10 protein-coding genes are annotated in these 19,276 nt (G+C 32.2%); 1 reads left to right on the top strand and 9 read right to left on the bottom strand.

Annotation, left to right across the window (positions count from 1 at the left end):
- Positions 1-18: 18 nt before the first annotated feature.
- Complete coding sequence (locus tag DAD81_RS10370; protein WP_111708191.1) at positions 19-1,278, bottom strand: glycoside hydrolase family 117 protein; 1,260 nt, start codon at positions 1,276-1,278, stop codon at positions 19-21.
- Between the two features lie 727 nt (positions 1,279-2,005).
- Between DAD81_RS10370 and DAD81_RS10375 the strand changes: the two genes are divergently transcribed.
- Positions 2,006-3,637, top strand: coding sequence for a hypothetical protein (locus DAD81_RS10375; RefSeq protein ID WP_111708192.1), 1,632 nt, complete (start codon positions 2,006-2,008; stop codon positions 3,635-3,637).
- Between the two features lie 60 nt (positions 3,638-3,697).
- On the opposite strand, the gene DAD81_RS10380 is transcribed toward DAD81_RS10375, so the two are convergent.
- The 8 genes from DAD81_RS10380 to uxaC form a co-directional block, all read right to left on the bottom strand.
- Entirely contained in the window at positions 3,698-5,230 is a 1,533-nt protein-coding gene (locus DAD81_RS10380; protein WP_111708193.1) for an alpha-L-fucosidase, read from the bottom strand.
- A gap of 27 nt (positions 5,231-5,257) precedes the next feature.
- Entirely contained in the window at positions 5,258-6,754 is a 1,497-nt protein-coding gene (locus tag DAD81_RS10385; RefSeq protein ID WP_111708194.1) for an alpha-L-fucosidase, read from the bottom strand.
- A 24-nt stretch (positions 6,755-6,778) separates the two neighbouring features.
- On the bottom strand, positions 6,779-9,286 hold the full coding sequence (locus DAD81_RS10390; RefSeq protein ID WP_111708195.1) for a glycoside hydrolase family 2 protein: 2,508 nt from the start codon (positions 9,284-9,286) through the stop codon (positions 6,779-6,781).
- On the bottom strand, positions 9,286-10,578 hold the full coding sequence (locus tag DAD81_RS10395; protein WP_111708196.1) for a glycoside hydrolase family 117 protein: 1,293 nt from the start codon (positions 10,576-10,578) through the stop codon (positions 9,286-9,288). The genes DAD81_RS10390 and DAD81_RS10395 overlap by 1 nt, the downstream gene beginning before the upstream one ends.
- A gap of 22 nt (positions 10,579-10,600) precedes the next feature.
- On the bottom strand, positions 10,601-11,893 hold the full coding sequence (locus DAD81_RS10400) for a glycoside hydrolase family 117 protein (RefSeq protein ID WP_111708197.1): 1,293 nt from the start codon (positions 11,891-11,893) through the stop codon (positions 10,601-10,603).
- Positions 11,894-11,901: 8 nt separating this feature from the next.
- On the bottom strand, positions 11,902-14,736 hold the full coding sequence (locus DAD81_RS10405) for a glycoside hydrolase family 2 protein (protein ID WP_111708198.1): 2,835 nt from the start codon (positions 14,734-14,736) through the stop codon (positions 11,902-11,904).
- A 164-nt stretch (positions 14,737-14,900) separates the two neighbouring features.
- Positions 14,901-17,744, bottom strand: a complete 2,844-nt coding sequence (locus tag DAD81_RS10410; protein WP_111708324.1) for a glycoside hydrolase family 2 protein — start codon at positions 17,742-17,744, stop codon at positions 14,901-14,903.
- 10 nt (positions 17,745-17,754) lie between these two features.
- On the bottom strand, positions 17,755-19,158 hold the full coding sequence (gene uxaC, locus DAD81_RS10415; protein ID WP_111708199.1) for a glucuronate isomerase: 1,404 nt from the start codon (positions 19,156-19,158) through the stop codon (positions 17,755-17,757).
- Positions 19,159-19,276 lie beyond the last annotated feature (118 nt).

Consider the following 19,276-nt stretch of genomic DNA (forward strand, 5'->3'; position numbering starts at 1 on the left):
TTAAAATCTATAAAATTTTTAATTTCTTAATTTCTCTGTCACTGCTTCAATTCGTTTTTTTTGCTTCTCCGTTAAGCTTTGTTTAAAATAAAACTCTGGATCGTATTTAACTCTTGGTTCTTTAAAAATTGGATCGTTTATGTCTTGACTTAAATCACAATCAAAACGAGCCAACATTGAATGAAATTGACCTTTTCCTCCTAAATTAATAAAATGTGATAACCCCCAAGTTATTCCTCTACCGTTTTTAGTATCAGTAAAAGCATCAGCTACAAAAGGTGCAGCTGCATAAGGCATTAATTCAGAAATTGCAGCAATTTCAAAATTTACACCATCTTCAGCATATTGTATGGTATTGTGTTCATTTCCATCTTTATAAACTAATGCAGCAATCCCACTTTTAAATGGAAAAAGCGAAGTTTCGTGACCTGAAGAAATTACAGGGTTTAAAGGATTTTTTGTAAATGGCCCCAACGGATTATCTGCAGTTGCTAAACCTTGCATACGAATCCAATCTCCTTTTTTACCAAAATCAGATTTATAGTATAAATATATTTTTCCGTTATGAACCAATGGATACGGATCGTGAATTGAGAATTGATCCCAAGCTCCTTCACCTCCATTAGGAATTACAATTTTATTATAAGGTGTCCAAGGTCCATCAGGAGAATCTGCATAGGAAACAGCAACCGGACAATCATCTCCACGCTTTCCACTAGCTTCCATAAAACCTTGATAATACAAATAATATTTACCTTTCCACTCTAAAATATCACTCGTTGTAACAGCTCTCCAACCAACAATTGGTTTTTCTGGTCTTTTAATAGCAACACCTTGCTCTTCCCATGTAAAACCATCTACACTTGTTGCATACCAAATTTCAGCTAAATCCCAATCTGAAGAAGGAATAACGTCTGAGCTTTCTTTTGCTCCGCGAGGTGGTGTTGGTGTGTTTCTATAAGTGTACCACACATAATATTTACCATTATGAAAAATCACCTTTGAAGGATCTCTTCTAGATATTGTACCATCATGGTTATTGTAATTAAATCCTTTTAGTTCAGTATATTTAAATTGGGAAAACAACTCGTTATCTTGTGGTTTTGGAGCTGGATAAGCATCGTACAAACGATTTAAGGCTGCACTTAACTCCATATCAGGTTTTTCATCAGGTAATTTTTGAGGAAAAACTTTAATTTTTTTCTCTTTTATTATTGATTCAGGTTTTGACTCGGTTTTGCAGGCAACAATTGAAATTAATAAAGTAATTAATAACATTTTGCTGAAATAGCATCTTTTAGTATGCATGGTTTGATTTAATATATTTTATGAATGTGAATTATCTCAAAAGCCCTCTAAGCTTTTAACTCAATAAAAATAGTTATTATTTATTTGATTTACTCAAAACTACCCTTAAACAGATTAAATTCAATAAAACTCAACTAGACTTTATATGAACACATCAACTTAATTGAACTATTCATTTATACAAAGTATATACAATCTTCATTTTTTATAGTTTTTATATCAAAAAATAAATAAAAGCGTTTAAAAACGTTTTATTAGGTAAGAATCTTTAGAGTAATAAAAGTGTTGACTGTCTAGATTTTTTCATTCTTTAAAAAATAAGGATTTACTTACGAAAACTTAAAAAGCAAAATAAATCTTCAAAAATTAAACCTTTTAAATAAGAATTAAGCTATTATTTATAAGTGAAATAATTAGAATGGTTTTTCATTTTAATGGATAGGCTAAGAATAAAATTAGATTTTGATAGTGACAACCATAGTACTTTTTATAAATAGTCTTTAATTTTTAATTCTCTGCAAAAACTATCATTTGCATAAAACCATAATAACTCATTGTAAACATAATTATTAAAAACTAAACACATTGACATTTAAATTATACAAATATTATATAGGAATTATATTTTTGTACTTTTACAATTGTTAATCAATTGAATATTATTTTTAGAGAATTTACATTTTAAAACGCTACAGCATTGTTAACCAAACATATATCAAATATATTTCTTGTTTTAATCATTTTTACAACTATTGGAAATGCTCAAAAAAAAGAAAAAAGAGTTAAATTAGACTCCGTAAGTTATTATACAGATATTATATCTAATGCTTTAAAACAAAGCAAAGAATTTCCAGATAAATCTTACAAACAGATTAAAAAAAGTTATAAATATTTTAAAAAAAATGGAGATGAAAAAAAAGTATTTCAGTGCTTACTTAACATGTCTGATTTAAAAAAAGAAAAGGAGAAATTTGGTCGTGCTTTTGATCACCTATGGGAAGCTTTGTATATAATTAAAACAACTAATAACAGTTCATATAAAGCAACTGTACATAGAAAACTATCTAACCTTTATGACATTTTTAATAAAGACGAAGAATCACTATATCATTTAGAACGTGCTTTGCATTTTTCAAAAGAAGTTTTATTTCAAAATAACCAAAATGCACAACCTTTAAACACAAATTATTTAAACCTAGCAACAAGACAAAGAAAATCTGGAAATTACCAAAAAGCTCTTAGCTATCTTGATTCCTGTGTTTTCACAGAAAAACTAGTTAAAAATAATAGTTACATTCTTTCAAATATAGAGTTAGAAAGAGGTTACTTAATGCTAAAAACGGGGAATATTAAAGAAGCTTATAAATTACTTTACAATTCAAAATCCAAGCTTACAAAGGATGATTTAAACCTTAAAATTCGGGCCTTTTACTATTTAGGCGAACTAAAAAGCATAGACAAACAGTTAGATAGCTCTATTTATTATTATGAAAAGAGTTTAAATTTAATTGATAGTCTAAACCTTAATAAAGCAACTACATCAATAATTTTATCTCAACTTTCTAAAGCTTATATAAAAAAAAATAAAACTAAAAAAGCTTACAACTATTTAGTGAGAAAAAATGAACTAACAGACAACGCTTTAAAAAGTAAAAATAATGCCTTTAGTGAACTTATTGAAATAAAAAACACCCATTTAGAATCGTTATTAGAAAAAGAAAACCTGATAAATAAACAAGATATTGTTATTAAAAAAAGTAAACAAACCCAGTTTCGTTTAAAAATTATTTTACTGCTTGTATTTATTCTTGGAATTGTACTATTTTGGGTTTCAAGAATACGCTTAAAATTAAAAAAATCTTTGTTAGACAAAGCTGAAACAGAATTAAATTCACAATTGGAAAAAGAAAAAAGTGAAGAAGCTATAAAATTAAAAAGTAAAGAATTAACATCCTATGCCTTACAATTAATTGACAAGGATAGTGCTATTGATGAACTTTTAAGAATCTTAAAAGAAAAGTCACCTTCATCATATAAATCATTGAATTCAAAGTATAAAAAAGGAGCAAAAGATTTATGGGATGAATTTAACTTACGTTTTACCGAAGTAAATTCAGATTTTTACAATAGGTTAAAATTGAAGCACCCAAATTTAACAGTTACAGAGCAAAAACATAGCGCTCTAATTAAATTAAAATTTAGCACAAAAGAAATGGCGAGAATATTAAATATTGAGCCACATAGTGTAAATATTTCTAGATCTCGAATTCGTAAAAAACTAGGACTTGAACGCTCCGATAGCTTAGAAGACTACATTACAAATTTGTAACAAAAAGGGGTATTAAACAATGTTTAATACCCCTTTTTGTTAATTATAAATTGTGAATATTTATTCTAATTCCAATTTTAAAACATTAGCAATAGGGTTATACTCTACATCTGGCATTGTTAGCAATAATGTTTGCGGGGTAAGCTTCCAATCTATATCTATGTTTGCCCCCATCAGTTTTATATTTTTGATAGGTGAAGGAGGAAGATTACGGTGAAATCCACCAATAGATCGCATTTTAATAGTTTCTCCAGCTTTAGGCACACCTAAAAAGAAGACATACATTGACTTTTTATCTTTAGCAACGGTATAACGTACATCGCTAGCGGTATATTTTACTTTTGCCGATTGTCCATCATGAGAAGCATCTGAAGCATTGGCATTTCCATATCCAAAAACTTTAAATGGTCTTGTTTTATATACAGCTTCACCATAAACAGACATCCATTCCCCAATATCCTTTAAAATAGCTCTTTGTTCTTGATTAATAACACCATCTGCACGAGGTGAAATATTAAGTAGTACTGTACCATTTTTACTCCAAACATCAATCATATTTCTTACTACTAATGCGGCATCCTTATACTTTTCACCTTCCACATACATCCAATGACTATTACTCAAGGTAATATCTGTCATCCAAGGCAAAGGGTAAATATCTCTACGCCCACCTTGCTCCAAGTCATCAATTCCAATTTCCAAAGAAATATCTTGATGCTTGCTACAAACTACCACTTCTTGGTTATTCTTTAACCCACTATTAAAATGATACGCTAGCATCTCGTTTATTTTATCCTCAGGTATCATATTTAGCCACGAATCGTACCATAAAATGTCTGGTTCATACTTATCTACAACCTCCTCAACTTGATCAAGCCAATATTGGTTGAAATCATTAATATTCTCCCAGTTCCCAAATAATTTACGAAGCTTTGGATCTGTAGTTGCTGTAGGAAGATCTGGATGATAAGGGTAATGACTGTTAAAACCATTACGCCCCCAATATTCTGGTTTATTAGCATTGCGTTGTCCGTTACGAGCGTGATGAAAAGTTGCTAATGTCTTAATGTCTCGCTTTTTTAATGAAGTAAATAGCTCACCTAAAACATCTCGTTTTGGTCCCATATCTGCAGCATTCCAAGGATTCACCTCACTATCCCACATAGCAAAACCGTCATGATGTTCAGCTACCGGACCTGCAAACTTTGCTCCTGTTGTTTTAAACAAATCGGCCCACTCTTCTGGATCAAAATGTTCGGCAGTAAACATTGGGATAAAATCTTCATACCCAAACTCCTCAATTGCGCCAAAATTCTTTTCATGAAACTTGTTCACATCACTTCCTTTCATATACATATTAGCAGGATACCAAGCACTCCCATAAGCTGGAACGCTATATGGTCCCCAATGAAAATACATTCCTAGCTTAGCATCCTGAAACCATTCTGGCGCTGCTTCGTGTTTTGAAAGTGACTCTAGAGTAGGTTCATATTTTTCCTGTTTTTGAAGAATTGTACTTGATGCATTTTTCTGATTACATGCACTCACTAAAATTAGTACAAATACTAAACTGAAAATTATTTTTAGTTTCATTCTATGTTGTTTTCTATAATTCTTTAACTATCTATTAATTTTGAATACAAATGCATTATTACATGGTTTTTCCTTCGGAAGTTTAATTTCCAATGCAAGATCTTTTTGTTCCCACTCTAACTTCACTTTACAACCAATTAATTCAACACTTTTAACCTTTCCATTATAAGCTGTAGAACCGAATGATTTAATTGGTAAAACACCTGATTCTGGCCATCCCAAGGCTATTGCATATAATTGACCATCTCTAGTTGTAAATCGAATATCTTTATCTGTAAAACCATCAAATTTTTTATCGGCCAAATGCCCAGTTTTTGTTTCGGTTGGTCCTTCGCCATAAATTAACCAAGGACGACTTTTATAAATTGCCTCACCATTTAACTTTAGCCATTTACCCATTGCTAATAAGCGTTGTTTTTGTTCTTCTGGAATTGTTCCATTAGGATGCGGAGCAACATTAAGCAACAAACATCCGTTTTTACTAACAATATCAACCAAATCATCAATCAATCTATTTTCTGAATAACATTCTAAATCTGTTGTCCAGCTCCATGAATCTCTAGAAATTGAATTATCTGTTAACCAAGGTTCAGGATAAATATCAGGCATACGAGCGCGTTCTAAATCAACTGTTCCAACACCTAAAGGTAAATCTGGGCGCTTAAAAGTAAGTACGGCCTCAATATTATTTTCTGCTGCATGATTATAATAGTAAGCCACCATTTGCTGTCTAATACTTTCAGATAAAATCTCCATACGATTATCAAACCACAATAAATCTGGTGAATAACCATCAACTACTTCTTTTACCTTTTCTAACCAAACACGCTCAAACTCTTTACTAGGCATAGGATAACAGTTTTTAACTCTTTCCTTAGTCTCTATTCTACGTGACGTTTTAGGTAATTTTTCACCATATAAAGAAGCATTAGCGGGGTCAAAACAATCAGTTCCTTCTTGCCAAGTAGGGAACCATCCCCAAAGCCAAGAATGATGTAAACTAACTACATATTTTAAACCTCGTTTACGAATTGCTTTTTCCATTTCAGCAACAACATCACGTTTTGGCCCTTTACTTACAGAGTTCCAAGGATTAACCTTTGAGTTCCACATTGAAAAACCATCCGCATGTTCACCTGCAGGACCTGCAAACTGAGCACCTGCTTTTACAAATAAGTCTGCCCATTCATCTGCATTAAATTTTTCAGCTTTAAAAAGAGGTACTAAATCTTTATATCCAAATTCATCAACTGGTCCAAATTTTTCTATATGATGCTTGTTATTTGATGTTCCTTTAGCATACATAAAGCGTCCGTACCAATCTGTTTTACTTGGAGCTTCAGGAACCGAGTATACTCCCCAATGGGTGTAAATTCCAAACTTCGCATCTTTAAACCATTCCGGACATTCGTATTGAGAAAGTGATTCCCAATTAGGTTGAAATTGTTTTCTGGAATCCTTTTGTCCGAAGACTGAAAAAGTTAACAGAAAAAAACATATTACAAGTGTATTACCTATTTTCATATTTTATTTTATTAATTAGTTCTTTTAATTTTTATTAAACTCTTTAACAGTTGGCATTAATTCGTCAGCTTGTTTTACTCCTTTGGTTCCATTTAACCCTTCAAAATATCGTAAGTAATTATGAGAACCGTATTTTGCCTTTTTATCTTTGGCTTCTTGTCCAATTTCTCTTAATCTAGGTAAGTCTACTTTTTCATTACCTACTAACAATAGATATTTATTTTCTGAAATAATTTTACCAGAATTGTCTTTCAATTTTAATTCAACATGAAACTGATCTCCTAATTTACCTGGAACTTTACAATTTACTGTTGCATATTCTTTTGAACTATCTGAACTTACTTTTCCAATATTAACAACTTCTCTTTTAACTTCTTTTTTGTTAGCATCATAAAATACAACTTCAGCCTTACAGGAATTGAATTCTTTATAAAAATCATTTACAACCCATAATTTACCTGTGAATTCTTCACCCGGCAACCATCTTCTTTTATTGTGTTGTAAACTTATCAATAATGGTTGATAAGCCATTTTCACATAGTCATAAGATATTTTTGGTTGCTGATAATAATCTACAATTCCCCATTTCATATCTGGTGCAAATGTGATGTAATGACAAATACAAATAGCACTTGTTTTTGGTTTTCTTCTTCGGAAATATTCCAAACCATATTGAAAAATAATTCCCTGCGCCATTTGAGTTGCATCTACAAACTCCTGCATACTTCCAGTTGCCTGCGTATTTAAGGCATCAAAATTTAAAGTTCTAAAGGTATCAAAATCTGTCCAATGATGTCCCCAACTTGGACCTGGTGGCCAAAGCTCGTCTTCAGGAATAAACTTTTTAATACTTTCAACATTAGGACACGATGAAATAGCTAATTCTGGAACTGCGGCAAAATCTTTCTTCATAAAAAATCGTTCCATATTGTTACTTCCCTCTCCATAAAACAACCCATTGGCATGTACGCTTTCATTTGGCTTGAAACCTAATTCCACTCCAACGTGATCGCTCAAAGGCGAAACAGGAACGTAATGCAGATTGGTATATGGTTTTATAACTTCGCCCAATTCTTTCATAAATTTAAGATTATGAACTGGATCAGAAGCAGTCATTAAAATTTCTTCTCCACCTTCAATTATAACCATACAAGGATGATTTCTTAACTCTTTTACAACAGAAATAGCGTCAGAGAAGATTTGTTTCTTGTACGCTTCATCCTTTGGAAGTGAAAGGCTAGCAATTGGTAAAATATCTTGCCAAACCGTAATACCTTCTCTATTACACAATTCATAGAAGTATGGAATTTCGGTTGGATGCCAACCAAAAATTCTTAGGTTATTCATATTACCCGCCTTCGCCAAACGAACAAACTCCTCATATTTTTCATTTGTAGCTCGGCCAAAGAAAATATCTGGTGGACCACCCCAAGTTCCTGAGCGAATAAAATGTCGTTTTCCGTTTACCATAACTGTCCATGGGTTTTCAACCTGATCTTTTGTATATCCAGGATTCATAACCATTTTTAATTCACGAATTCCAAATAATTTACTGTGCGCATCTAATACTTCGTTCTTACTGTTCTTTATTGAAATAGCAGCCGTGTAAAGGTTTTGATCTCCCAAATCCCAAGGATACCATAATTTAGCATCTGAAATATGAAGTGGAACCGTAAATTCATTTTTTCCTGGTTGAAGTTTTTTCTTAACCGTAGTTTTATATGCCTTTGATTTGAAATTTTCTCCTTGAATATTCAATTCTATGTCTACATTTCTAGCACTGTTTCCTTTGTTCTCTATTTCAACCTGAATATTTAAATCTGCAGAATTCTTTTTACCAAGCTCAGTTTGCACATAAATATCCGTTATCTTAGTATCATCAAATGCTTCCAAGCGCACTGGTTTCCATATACCTGTTGGTACCAAATCTACCCAGTAATCTCCGTGCCAAGCTGGTTTTCTACCAGCTACTTGACTGTAGCGTCTGGGCGCTGGATGTAATCGAACTGCCAACGTATTTCTTCCTCTACGTTTGAATTCAAAACTTACCAAATCAGTAATATCATACGAAAAAGGGGTAAACATTCCTTCGTGTGAACCTAGTATTTTTCCATTTAAAAAAACATCGCATGCATAATCAACTCCATCAAACGTAAGTTCAATTTTTTTGCCTTTCATTTCTTTTGGTACATTGAAAATATTCAAATACCACCATTCATATTCATTTACCCATTTAGCCTTTACACTATTTCTTCCATAATGAGGATCATCAATACGGCCAACTCTCCATAAGTCGGTAAATACATCACCTGGAACGTGAGCTGGAGCCCAATTCAATGCATCTCCCATATGATCATAACTTATCTCAGGAAATTTTTCTTCTAAACCTCTTCCCGGTAAAGTTCCTTGTACTTTCCAATGAAAACCACTTAAATCGTGAACCAACCGTTTTGTTTGTTGTGCATTTATTGATGTGCCGAAAAGAGCAACTATCAACAATAGTACTATATGATTAAATTGAATTTGTTTCATTACTGTTTTTTTAATTCTTCAGTTTCTTTTTTAATACGCTCTTTCTGCTTACCATTTAAACCATGTTTTTCATAATGAAATTCAGGACTGTAATTGTAATAATGGTCTTTCATTTGTTGATCATCAACATCTTGACTTAAATCACAATCAAAACGCGTAAGTATAGAATGATTCCAGTTTCCATCTGCATTTATAAAATGAGAAATACCCCAAGTTATTCCTCTTCCATTTTTTGTATCAGTAAAAGCATCAGGAACAAAAGGCCCAGCAGCAACAGGTAATAATTCAGTAATTGAGGCTATTTCAAAATTCACCCAATCTTTTGCATACTGAATGGTGTTATGCTCTTGACCATCTCGCTGTACAATTGCAGCAACTCCTTCTTTAAAAGGGAATAATGTTGTTTCGTGCCCTGAATTTATTATTGGATTTAATGAATGCTTTACAAACGGCCCAAGCGGATCTTCAGCAATGGCCAAACCTTGCATTCTTATTTTTGAAGGTTTGAATTCTGGACGTTTATCAAAATCACCTTTATAATACAAATAGATTTTACCATCGTGTACCAACGGATATGGATCGTGAATTGAATATTGATCCCAAGAACCTTCAGGTCCGTTTGGAATTACAATTTTGCCTGTGTGTGTCCAAGGACCATCAGGAGAGTCGGCATAAGCAACTGAAACTGGACAAAAATCACCTCGTAAACCACTTGCCTCCATAAAAGCTTGAAAGTATAAATAATATTTTCCATTAAATTTTAAAATATCGGTTGTTGTAACTGAACGCCAACCAGCTTGTGGCTTTGGTGGACGAGGAACTGCAACACCTTGTTCTACCCAAGTAAAACCATCTTCAGAAGTAGCATAAAAAATATCCGCCAAATCCCAATCTGCAGATGGAATTACATCAGTAGCTTCTTTTGCTCTTGACATTCCAACTGGTTTAACTGGAGATTCTCTGTGCGTATACCAAACGTAATATTTTCCTTTTTCAAAAATTACTTTTGAAGGATCTCTTCGTGTTATTGTTCCATCTCCACCATTATAATCAAACCCCTTTAATTTTGTGTATTTAAATTGGGTATACAACTCATTTTGTTCTGGACGAATAGAAGAATAAGCATCGTAATTACGTTCCACAGCCGCACTTAAAGGACGATTAGGTTTTTCCTTTGGAATAAAAAACGGAAATTCCTCTTGTTTACTTTCTTCTAGCTTACTTTTTTCTTGCTTTTGTTGACATGATACTACTATCAACCCTAGCATTATAACGTATAATATTCTTTTCATAATTTAAATTCGTTTTTAAGAATTATTCAATAATTCTCTCTCTGTTTTCTTTTTGAATGCGTTCTCGTTGGGCTTTACTTAACTTCAACTTGTAGTAAATGTCAGGACTCCATAAGTTATTAAATTTCTTCATTTCCGGATCGTGAACATCTAAACTCAAATCACAGTCAAACCTTGCTAATTCTGAATAATATTTTCCATCTGATCCTTTAACATTTCTAAAATGGCATACCCCCCAAGTAATTCCACGTCCATCTCCGTTATCAGCAAAAGCATCAGGAATAAAAGCATTAGGTCCTATAGGCATCATTTCGGTGATAGATTCTATTTCAAAATTCACCCAATCTTTGGCATACTGAATCGTAAAATGTTCATTCCCATCTCTTATTGTTAATGATGCTACTCCTTCTTTAAAAGGAAATAAACATATCTCATGACCTGAATTTTGAACTGGGTTCAAAGGATGTTTCTCGAAAGGGCCAAGTGGATTTTCTGAAATAGCTAAACCAATAGCACTCCATTTTCCATTATACCCCACACGATTGCCTATTGGACGATTAAAATCAACCTTATAATACATATAAACTTTATTATTATGAATTAAAGGAGTAGGTGCTTGAACAGTAAATTGATCCCATGAACCTTTTGGTCCGGTAGGCAAGACTACCTTATTATAATGAATCCATGGTCCATCAGGCGAATCCGCATAAGAAACTGAAGCCACACAATCGTCACCTTTAAGTCCAGGCGTTTCACTAAAAGCCTGATAATAGAGATAAAATTTACCTTTCCACTTTAGAATATCTGGAGTAGCAACCGATCTAAAACCAGGAATAGGCTTAGCCGGACGAGTTACCGCCACTCCTTGCTCCTCCCAAGTAAAACCATCTTCACTTGTTGCATACCATATTTCTGATAAATCCCAATCAGCTGAAGGTATCTCCTCGGTAGCATTTTTGGCATTACCTAAACCTATTGGTCTAACTTTAGTAGCTCTTTTTGTATACCAAACATAATACTTTCCATTTTCAAGTAAAACCTTAGAAGGATCACGTCTGGTAATGGTTCCATCTCCACCATTGTAATCGAAACCTTTTAACTTTGTGTATTTAAATTGGCTATACAATTCATTCTCGGCAAGTAATGGTGACGGATATTCATGAAAACTTCTTTTCATGGCAGCACTCATTGGACTATCTGCATCTACATCAGAAACCATATAAGGGAATACTGTTTGTGTTGTTTCTTCTTTTTCTTTTGTTTGGCAAGAAGCAAACAATGTAATCGCTATTATTAAAATTATATAATTTTTCATATTAAAATTTATTTGAAATCAAATGTTAATTCTATTACAATCATCTCGTCATCATTACCAAATAAGTGTTCTGGATTTGATTGCGGACCTAACTTATAAGGCTCTTGGAATTTTGTTCCAATAGCAGGAATATTCTTTACAAATGAAATATCCCCAACAGGAAAATCTTTTACCGTAGCTCCTTTTTGAGCATTCAATGGTTGCTCTGGTGTGAGCATACGTAAAAAAGTATGATCTGAATGGCAGTACACCGTAAAACCATTGTTGTTATTACCTTTAACTTTCACCCAGTTTAAACTTGAGAAAAATCCTTTAAACTCTGGATATACAAAACCAGATTCACCTGTAATAGTATTGTTATAATCATTCTCCCAAACTTGAAACTTTGTTCCTTTCATTCGATTACGCCAAACACGATAAGGTCCATCTCCTAGCCACTTCATACCATTCACTTCTTCCTCCGGAAAAGAAAAACTAAGCCCTATACATTCTGTCACTTTTCGTTTACCTTTCATTTCAACCTTTAAATCCAATAAACCATTTTGGTGAACAGTCCATTTTATAAAGTCTTGATTATACTCATCATTATCCCAATCGTGATATTTATGCTTTTTTTCATACAGAGCAATCACTTCTATTTTTTCTTTTGAAGTAACCACTTTAACCGACTCCAACTTTCCTTTTTGACCTATTATAATTGGCCCATCCTTCAATGGAATTACGCGACCTTCTTTAATTACCTCTTGAAGTAAACCTGTTTCTTCGTCAAATTTGAAGTTGATATTCTTTGTACTAACTATTATTTGAGAGTTATTTATTACAGATTTTATCTCGCCATTTCCACTATAGCTTATTTTATTTGCATTTATTTGTTTTGGTGTTTTAACTGGATATGTCCACGTGAATATTTCCATTCCGTATTGATCCGTTGCTGTTAAATAAAGTGCATCTGCAGATTTCCAATTTGTAGGTAATTCAACATTAAAAGAACCTTTCATTTCAGGAGCTAACGCCGGAAGTTTAACTTCACTTTGTGACAAAACAACTTGAGAAGTATTTCCTTCTGGCCCTTCAAACTGAACCCATTTAGCTATCATTTTACAAACATCAAGATTTGTATAATGGTATCTGTTTTCTACTTTAAAAATTCCAGAAAAATCATCTCTAATAATACGATCAGGAATATAAATTGGTGACCAAATTTCTTTAATAGTGAAATAACTTCCTTCTTTTTCACCATATGGACCAACAATACCATCTGCAGCGTGATTACCATCGGTATCTAATACACCATTCTCATCTGTTCGCACAACTGCTTCATCTGCAAAATCCCACAGAAATCCGCCTGCAGATAATGGCATATTCCACATTTGCGTCCAATAATCATCCAATCCTGCACCGTGCCCACCATCATACAAACCGTGCATAAACTCCGTTGGAAAATAAATTTTATCCTTTGAATATGAATCGTAAGCAAATACGTGATAATCTGGATAGTGCATTGTATTTGTTTTCTTAAAAATATTCCAAGGATGTATTACCTCTCTTTTTTGAATATCCCATTTCGAAAAATCATCATCTAATTCCAAGTTCCAACCTGTTTCATTTCCGTTTGCCCACAATAATATAGAAGGATGATTAACATCACGAACAACCATTTCATTTACAATTTTCTCTCCTATTTCCGTATCTAAATATGGATTGTGCCACGTACAAACTTCATCTATTACAAATAGCCCAATTGAATCACAAGCTTCTAAAAAGTGAACATCTGGCGGATAATGAGACATACGAACCGCATTCATATTCATATCTTTCATCATTTTTATATGCTCAATACTTAAAGCTTTTGATGTAGTTCTACCTGAAGAAGGGTAAAAAGAATGACGGTTAACGCCTTTAAATTTTATTGCAATACCATTAACATAAATACCATCGCTTTCACGAACTTCAACAGTTCTAAATCCAATTTTCTGACTAGACTTATGAAGTACTTCTTTGTTTTTATTAAGTAATTCGAAATTTAATTTATAAAGATTTGGGCTTTCTGGATTCCACGTTTTCACATTACTTGCTTTCGCTGAAATACTCCATTTACCATTCTCTTTATGAATAGTACTTATTGGTAAATCTTGAATTTTATGATCATTTACATCTGTCAAAAATAAATTTAATGAAGTTGCTTTTTTAGAGCTCATAAAAACAGCTGCATTGATAGATCCATCTGCTTTTGCATCAACTGCAACTCTTTCAATATTTTCTTTTGGCGAAACTTCTAAATAAACCGGATGATAAATCCCTCCAAAAATCCAGAAATCTGCTCTACGTTCCGCATAATTGATAGATTCATTACTAGATACTTTACTTACTTTAACCTCCAATAAGTTATCTGCTCCATATTTAAGTAACTTCGATATAGAATATTTAAATTCATAAAAAGCCCCTTGATGAATTTCTCCCGCAAGTTTTCCATTTATTTTCACTTCAGCATCGGTCATAACACCTTCAAAAACAATCTTCACTTCTTTATTTTCCCATTCTTTTGGCACATTAAATTTATGCTTATAAAGTCCATGTTCATCGTTAATTTTTTTACCTGAACGAGCATCGTGACCATAATTATAATGACCAAAACCTTGCAATTCCCAATTAGATGGAACTCCAATTTTTGTCCATCTTTTACTGTTCATTCCATCTGAACAATAAAAATCCCATTCAACCATATTGTCTTTATCTATTCCCGACAAATATTGAATTTTAGTGTTGTTTTGAGCAAAAACAACTTCTGAAATGCTAAAAATAAAAATAACCAGAAGAAGTGTATATATTTTAAAATATTTCATTTTTTTATTTTATAGATTATGAAGTTGAATAAAAAATATTACGCACCATCATTCTGAACTTGTTTCAGAATCTCATCACACTTATTGTTAATGATTATAAGAACCTGAAACAAGTTTAGGTTGACGTAAATTCGACTTTTTAAATTCAAACATTTTATTCATTATTAAAACTCAAATGTTAAATCAATTTCTATTAAATCGTCATCATTACCAAAATAATGTTCTTTATTTCCGTGAGGCCCCATAGAATCTGAATATTGAAATTTTGTTCCAATCCCCGGTACATTCATTACAAAAGAAATATCTCCTTCTGGAAATTTAGGAGTTACTTTATCCCTATCATAAGCAACAGGATTTTCTGGCGTTAGCATACGTAAATACACATGTGGAGATTTGCAATAAACCGTAAATCCATTATTATCATTCCCTTTTAATTTTGACCAATAGAGACTTGAGAAAAACCCTTTAAACTCGGGATACACAAAACCAGATTCACCAGTTATTGTATTGTTATAATCGTTCTCCCAAACTTGAAATTTGGTTCCTTTCATTCTATTTCTCCAAACTCTATATGGCCCATCCCCTAGCCATTTCATACCTGCAACTTCTTTTTCAGGAAAAGAGAATGTTATACCTCTATATCCTTTTAAATTTCTAAAACCTTTGAATTTCACGTTTAAATCTAACAAGCCATTAGAATACACCGTCCATTTTATAATATCTGATGAAAATTCTTTTACTGTTGACCAAGCAGGTGATTTACTTTTAGGTTCAAAAACAACAGTAATCTCCACCTTATTTTTGAATGAATTTAAAGTCACATTTTCTATTTTATCTTTCTGATTTAAAATAATAGGTCCATTGTTTAAAGGAATAAGAGTATTTCCTTTTTTCACTTCTTGTAACATTCCTGTTTTTTCAGAAAAAGAATATTTCATTGCACCGGCTACAACAATAATTTCACCATTTGAAGTCTTAGTAGTAACCGTTCCTTCACCTTCATAATCAATTTTAGATTTATTTAAACTTTTAGGTGTTGAAACTGGATATGACCAAGTAAAAATTTCTTTTCCATTAAAATCAATAGCTGTTAAATATAAAGCATCTGCAGATTTCCAATTATTAGGTTTTTCAACATTGAATTTCCCTTTTTCCAATGGAGCTAAATTTGGTAAACCTACTTCACTTTCTGAAATAACTGAATAATTAGAAGCTTCATTAGGACCTTCAAATTTCACCCACTTAGCTGTCATTGAACATTTATTCAAATTTGTATAATGGTATCTATTTTCTAAACGAAAAACCCCATTAAAATCATCACGAATAAAACGGTCTTCAATAAATATGGGTGACCAAATTTCTTTTATAGTAAAGTAACTTGCTTCTTTTTCTCCATAAGGTCCAACAATACCATCGGCAGCTTTACTACCTTGTAAATCAATTTTTCCATTTCTATCTGTTCGCTCAATACCTTCATCAGCAAAATCCCATAAAAATCCACCTGCAGATAATGGTAAACTCCACATTTTCTCCCAATAATCTTCTAAACCAGCACCGTGACCACCATCATACAAACCATGTAAAAATTCCGTAGGAAATAATATTTTATCTTTTGAATAAGAATCATTTACCAAAGAATGGTAATGACTGTAATGAATGGTATTTGTTTTTTTATAAATACTCCAAGGATGGATTACTTCTCTATTTTGAATATCCCATTTTGCATAATCATCATCTACTTCTGGATTCCAACCTTGTTCGTTTCCATTTGCCCACAATAAAATGGATGGATGATTTACATCTCGAACTACAGTTTCTTTTACAATTTTTCGAGCAACTTTTGTATCTAACATAGGATTGTGCCACGTACAAATTTCATCTATAACAAATAAGCCCAACGAATCACAAACTTCTAAAAAATGAGTATCTGGCGGATAATGAGACATACGAACGGCATTCATATTCATATCCTTCATCATTTCAACGTGCTCAATACTCAATGCTTTTGAAGTTGTACGTCCAGATTTAGGGTGAAAAGAATGACGATTAACACCTTTAAACTTAATGCGCTCACCGTTTACATAAATCCCATCACCTTCTAAAACCTCAACAGTTCTAAAACCAATTCTTTTATTTACTTTATGAAGTACTTTTTTATTTTTAGCCAGCATTTCAATAGTTAGCATATATAAATTTGGGCTTTCTGGATTCCAAGTTTTAATATTGTTTGCTTTTGTTGAAACATTCCATTTTTCGTTGGCTCTAGAATTTTCTTTTACCGTTAAATCTTGAATTTTAATTCCTTTCTCATCAGACAAAAACATTTTAATTGATGTTCCCTTTTTAGAAACTGTAAAAATATCTGCATTTATAGTTCCATTAGCTTTTGCCTCTATAGCAACACGTTCTATATTTTCTTTTGGTGAAACTTCTAAATATACTGGACGATAAATACCTCCAAAAATCCAGAAGTCGGCATCTCTCTCAGCATGATTAATAGATTCATTTGCTGAAACCTTATTTACTTTAACTTCTAACACGTTATCTGCTCCGTATTTAAGTATTTTATTAATAGTATACTTAAATTCGTAAAAAGCACCTTGATGGATTTCGCCTGCTAGTTTGCCATTTATCTTTACTTCGGCATCAGTCATAACTCCTTCAAAAACAATTTTAACGTCTTTGTTTTTCCAGTTCTTAGGCACAGAAAAAGTATGCTTGTACAAACCAAATTCAGAAGCTCTATTTTTTGTATCATCACTTCCGTAGTTATAAGCCCCAAACCCCTGCTGTTCCCAACAAGAAGGAACTCCAATAGTTGTCCACTTACCACTTTTCATTCCCTTAGAGCAGAAAAAACCCCATTCAACTAGATTATCACTACCAGTTCCTGAAAGATATTTTCTCTCGGTTTCCGCATCGCTCTTTGTTGATGAAACAACCTGAGAAACAGCAAATTGCTGAATCAGAACAACAAAAGTTAGTAATACTATTTTTAAATTTCTCATGTTGTACATTTTAGTTAAAATTGAAATAATTTTTAGCATTGTTATAGCAAATATCTTTCACCATATTGCTTAATAATTCCATATCATTTGGTATCAAACCATTTTCAACATCATTTCCCAATAAATTACATAATATTCTTCTGAAATAATCGTGACGAGAATAAGATATAAAACAACGAGAATCTGTTAACATACCAATAAAACGACTTAATAAACCTAAGTTTGATAAGGCATTCATTTGAGCTTCCATACCCGATTTTTGATCTAAAAACCACCAACCTGAACCAAATTGAATTTTCCCAGGAATAGTTCCATCTTGAAAATTCCCAATCATAGTAGCAACTACTTCGTTATGTGATGGATTCAAATTATAAATAATTGTTTTTGTTAATTTATCATCTTGATCTAATCTGTTTAAAAACTTAGACATTGAAGCCGCACTATTAATATCGTGAATAGAATCAAATCCAGTATCTGGACCTAATTTAGACAACAATCTGCTATTATTATTTCGTATTGCTCCATAATGAAATTGATGTGTCCATCCTTTTTTATGATCCATTATACCGAATTCATAAAGCATTGCAGATTTAAACTTTAAAATTTCTTTTGAAGTTAATCTAATTCCAGATCTAGCTTTAAAAAATATAGTTCTAATTTCAGTATCCTCATAATCTTCAGCATAAAAAGCCTCAATACCGTGGTCAGATAATTTACACCCAACTTCATTAAAAAAATCATGACGTACTTTTAAAGCATCTATTAAATCTTCAAATGAATTTATATAAATACCAGAAACATCAGACAATTTTACCATATACTCATTAAACTCCTCAACATCTTCAACAGCCATTGCTTTATCTGGTCTCCAAGCTGGCAACACCTTAATTTCGCAATCGCTTTTTGCAATTTGAATATGATATTTTAAAGAGTCTATAGGATCATCTGTAGTACAAACCACCTCAACATTCATTCTTTTCATTAAACCTTGAGGCTTATAAGCATCCGTTTTTAACTTTTCATTTGCTAAATCCCAAACTTCTTTTGCTGAATCTTTGTTTAATATACCTTCAAAACCAAAATATAATTTAAGCTCCATATGTGTCCAATGGTATAATGGATTTCTTAATGTATAAGGAACAGTTTCAGCCCATTTTTCAAACTTTTCCCAGTCCGAAGCATTTCCAGTACAATATTTTTCTGAAACCCCATTGGTTCTCATTGCTCTCCACTTGTAATGATCGCCATACAACCAAAGCTCTGTTAGATTCTTAAAGTTTTTATTTTCTGCTATTAGCTTTGGACTTAAATGACAATGGTAATCTATAATTGGCATTTTTACAGCGCTATTATGAAATAAATCTATGGCTGTTTCAGTTTCAAGAATAAAATTTTTATCCAAAAATGGTTTCATTTTCCTTACTTATTAATTAATTAAAAAAATTGTTACTCAAATATATTTATAAAGAATAGATTTTATAACTTTAACGCATCTTTAACGGTAGCTATAACGGTTAAAGAAAAATGTAATT

It is taken from the genome of Lutibacter citreus, assembly GCF_003260195.1.
Lineage (GTDB): Bacteria > Bacteroidota > Bacteroidia > Flavobacteriales > Flavobacteriaceae > Lutibacter > Lutibacter citreus.

Bases quoted from the DNA above. Each gene is read 5' to 3' on its own strand.
- DAD81_RS10395 (WP_111708196.1), bottom strand. From the start codon at position 10,578: ATGAAAAGAATATTATACGTTATAATGCTAGGGTTGATAGTAGTATCA.
- DAD81_RS10405 (WP_111708198.1), bottom strand. From the start codon at position 14,736: ATGAAATATTTTAAAATATATACACTTCTTCTGGTTATTTTTATTTTT.
- DAD81_RS10370 (WP_111708191.1), bottom strand. From the start codon at position 1,278: ATGTTATTAATTACTTTATTAATTTCAATTGTTGCCTGCAAAACCGAG.
- DAD81_RS10385 (WP_111708194.1), bottom strand. From the start codon at position 6,754: ATGAAAATAGGTAATACACTTGTAATATGTTTTTTTCTGTTAACTTTT.
- DAD81_RS10410 (WP_111708324.1), bottom strand. From the start codon at position 17,744: ATGAGAAATTTAAAAATAGTATTACTAACTTTTGTTGTTCTGATTCAG.
- DAD81_RS10390 (WP_111708195.1), bottom strand. From the start codon at position 9,286: ATGAAACAAATTCAATTTAATCATATAGTACTATTGTTGATAGTTGCT.
- DAD81_RS10400 (WP_111708197.1), bottom strand. From the start codon at position 11,893: ATGAAAAATTATATAATTTTAATAATAGCGATTACATTGTTTGCTTCT.
- uxaC (WP_111708199.1), bottom strand. From the start codon at position 19,158: ATGAAACCATTTTTGGATAAAAATTTTATTCTTGAAACTGAAACAGCC.
- DAD81_RS10380 (WP_111708193.1), bottom strand. From the start codon at position 5,230: ATGAAACTAAAAATAATTTTCAGTTTAGTATTTGTACTAATTTTAGTG.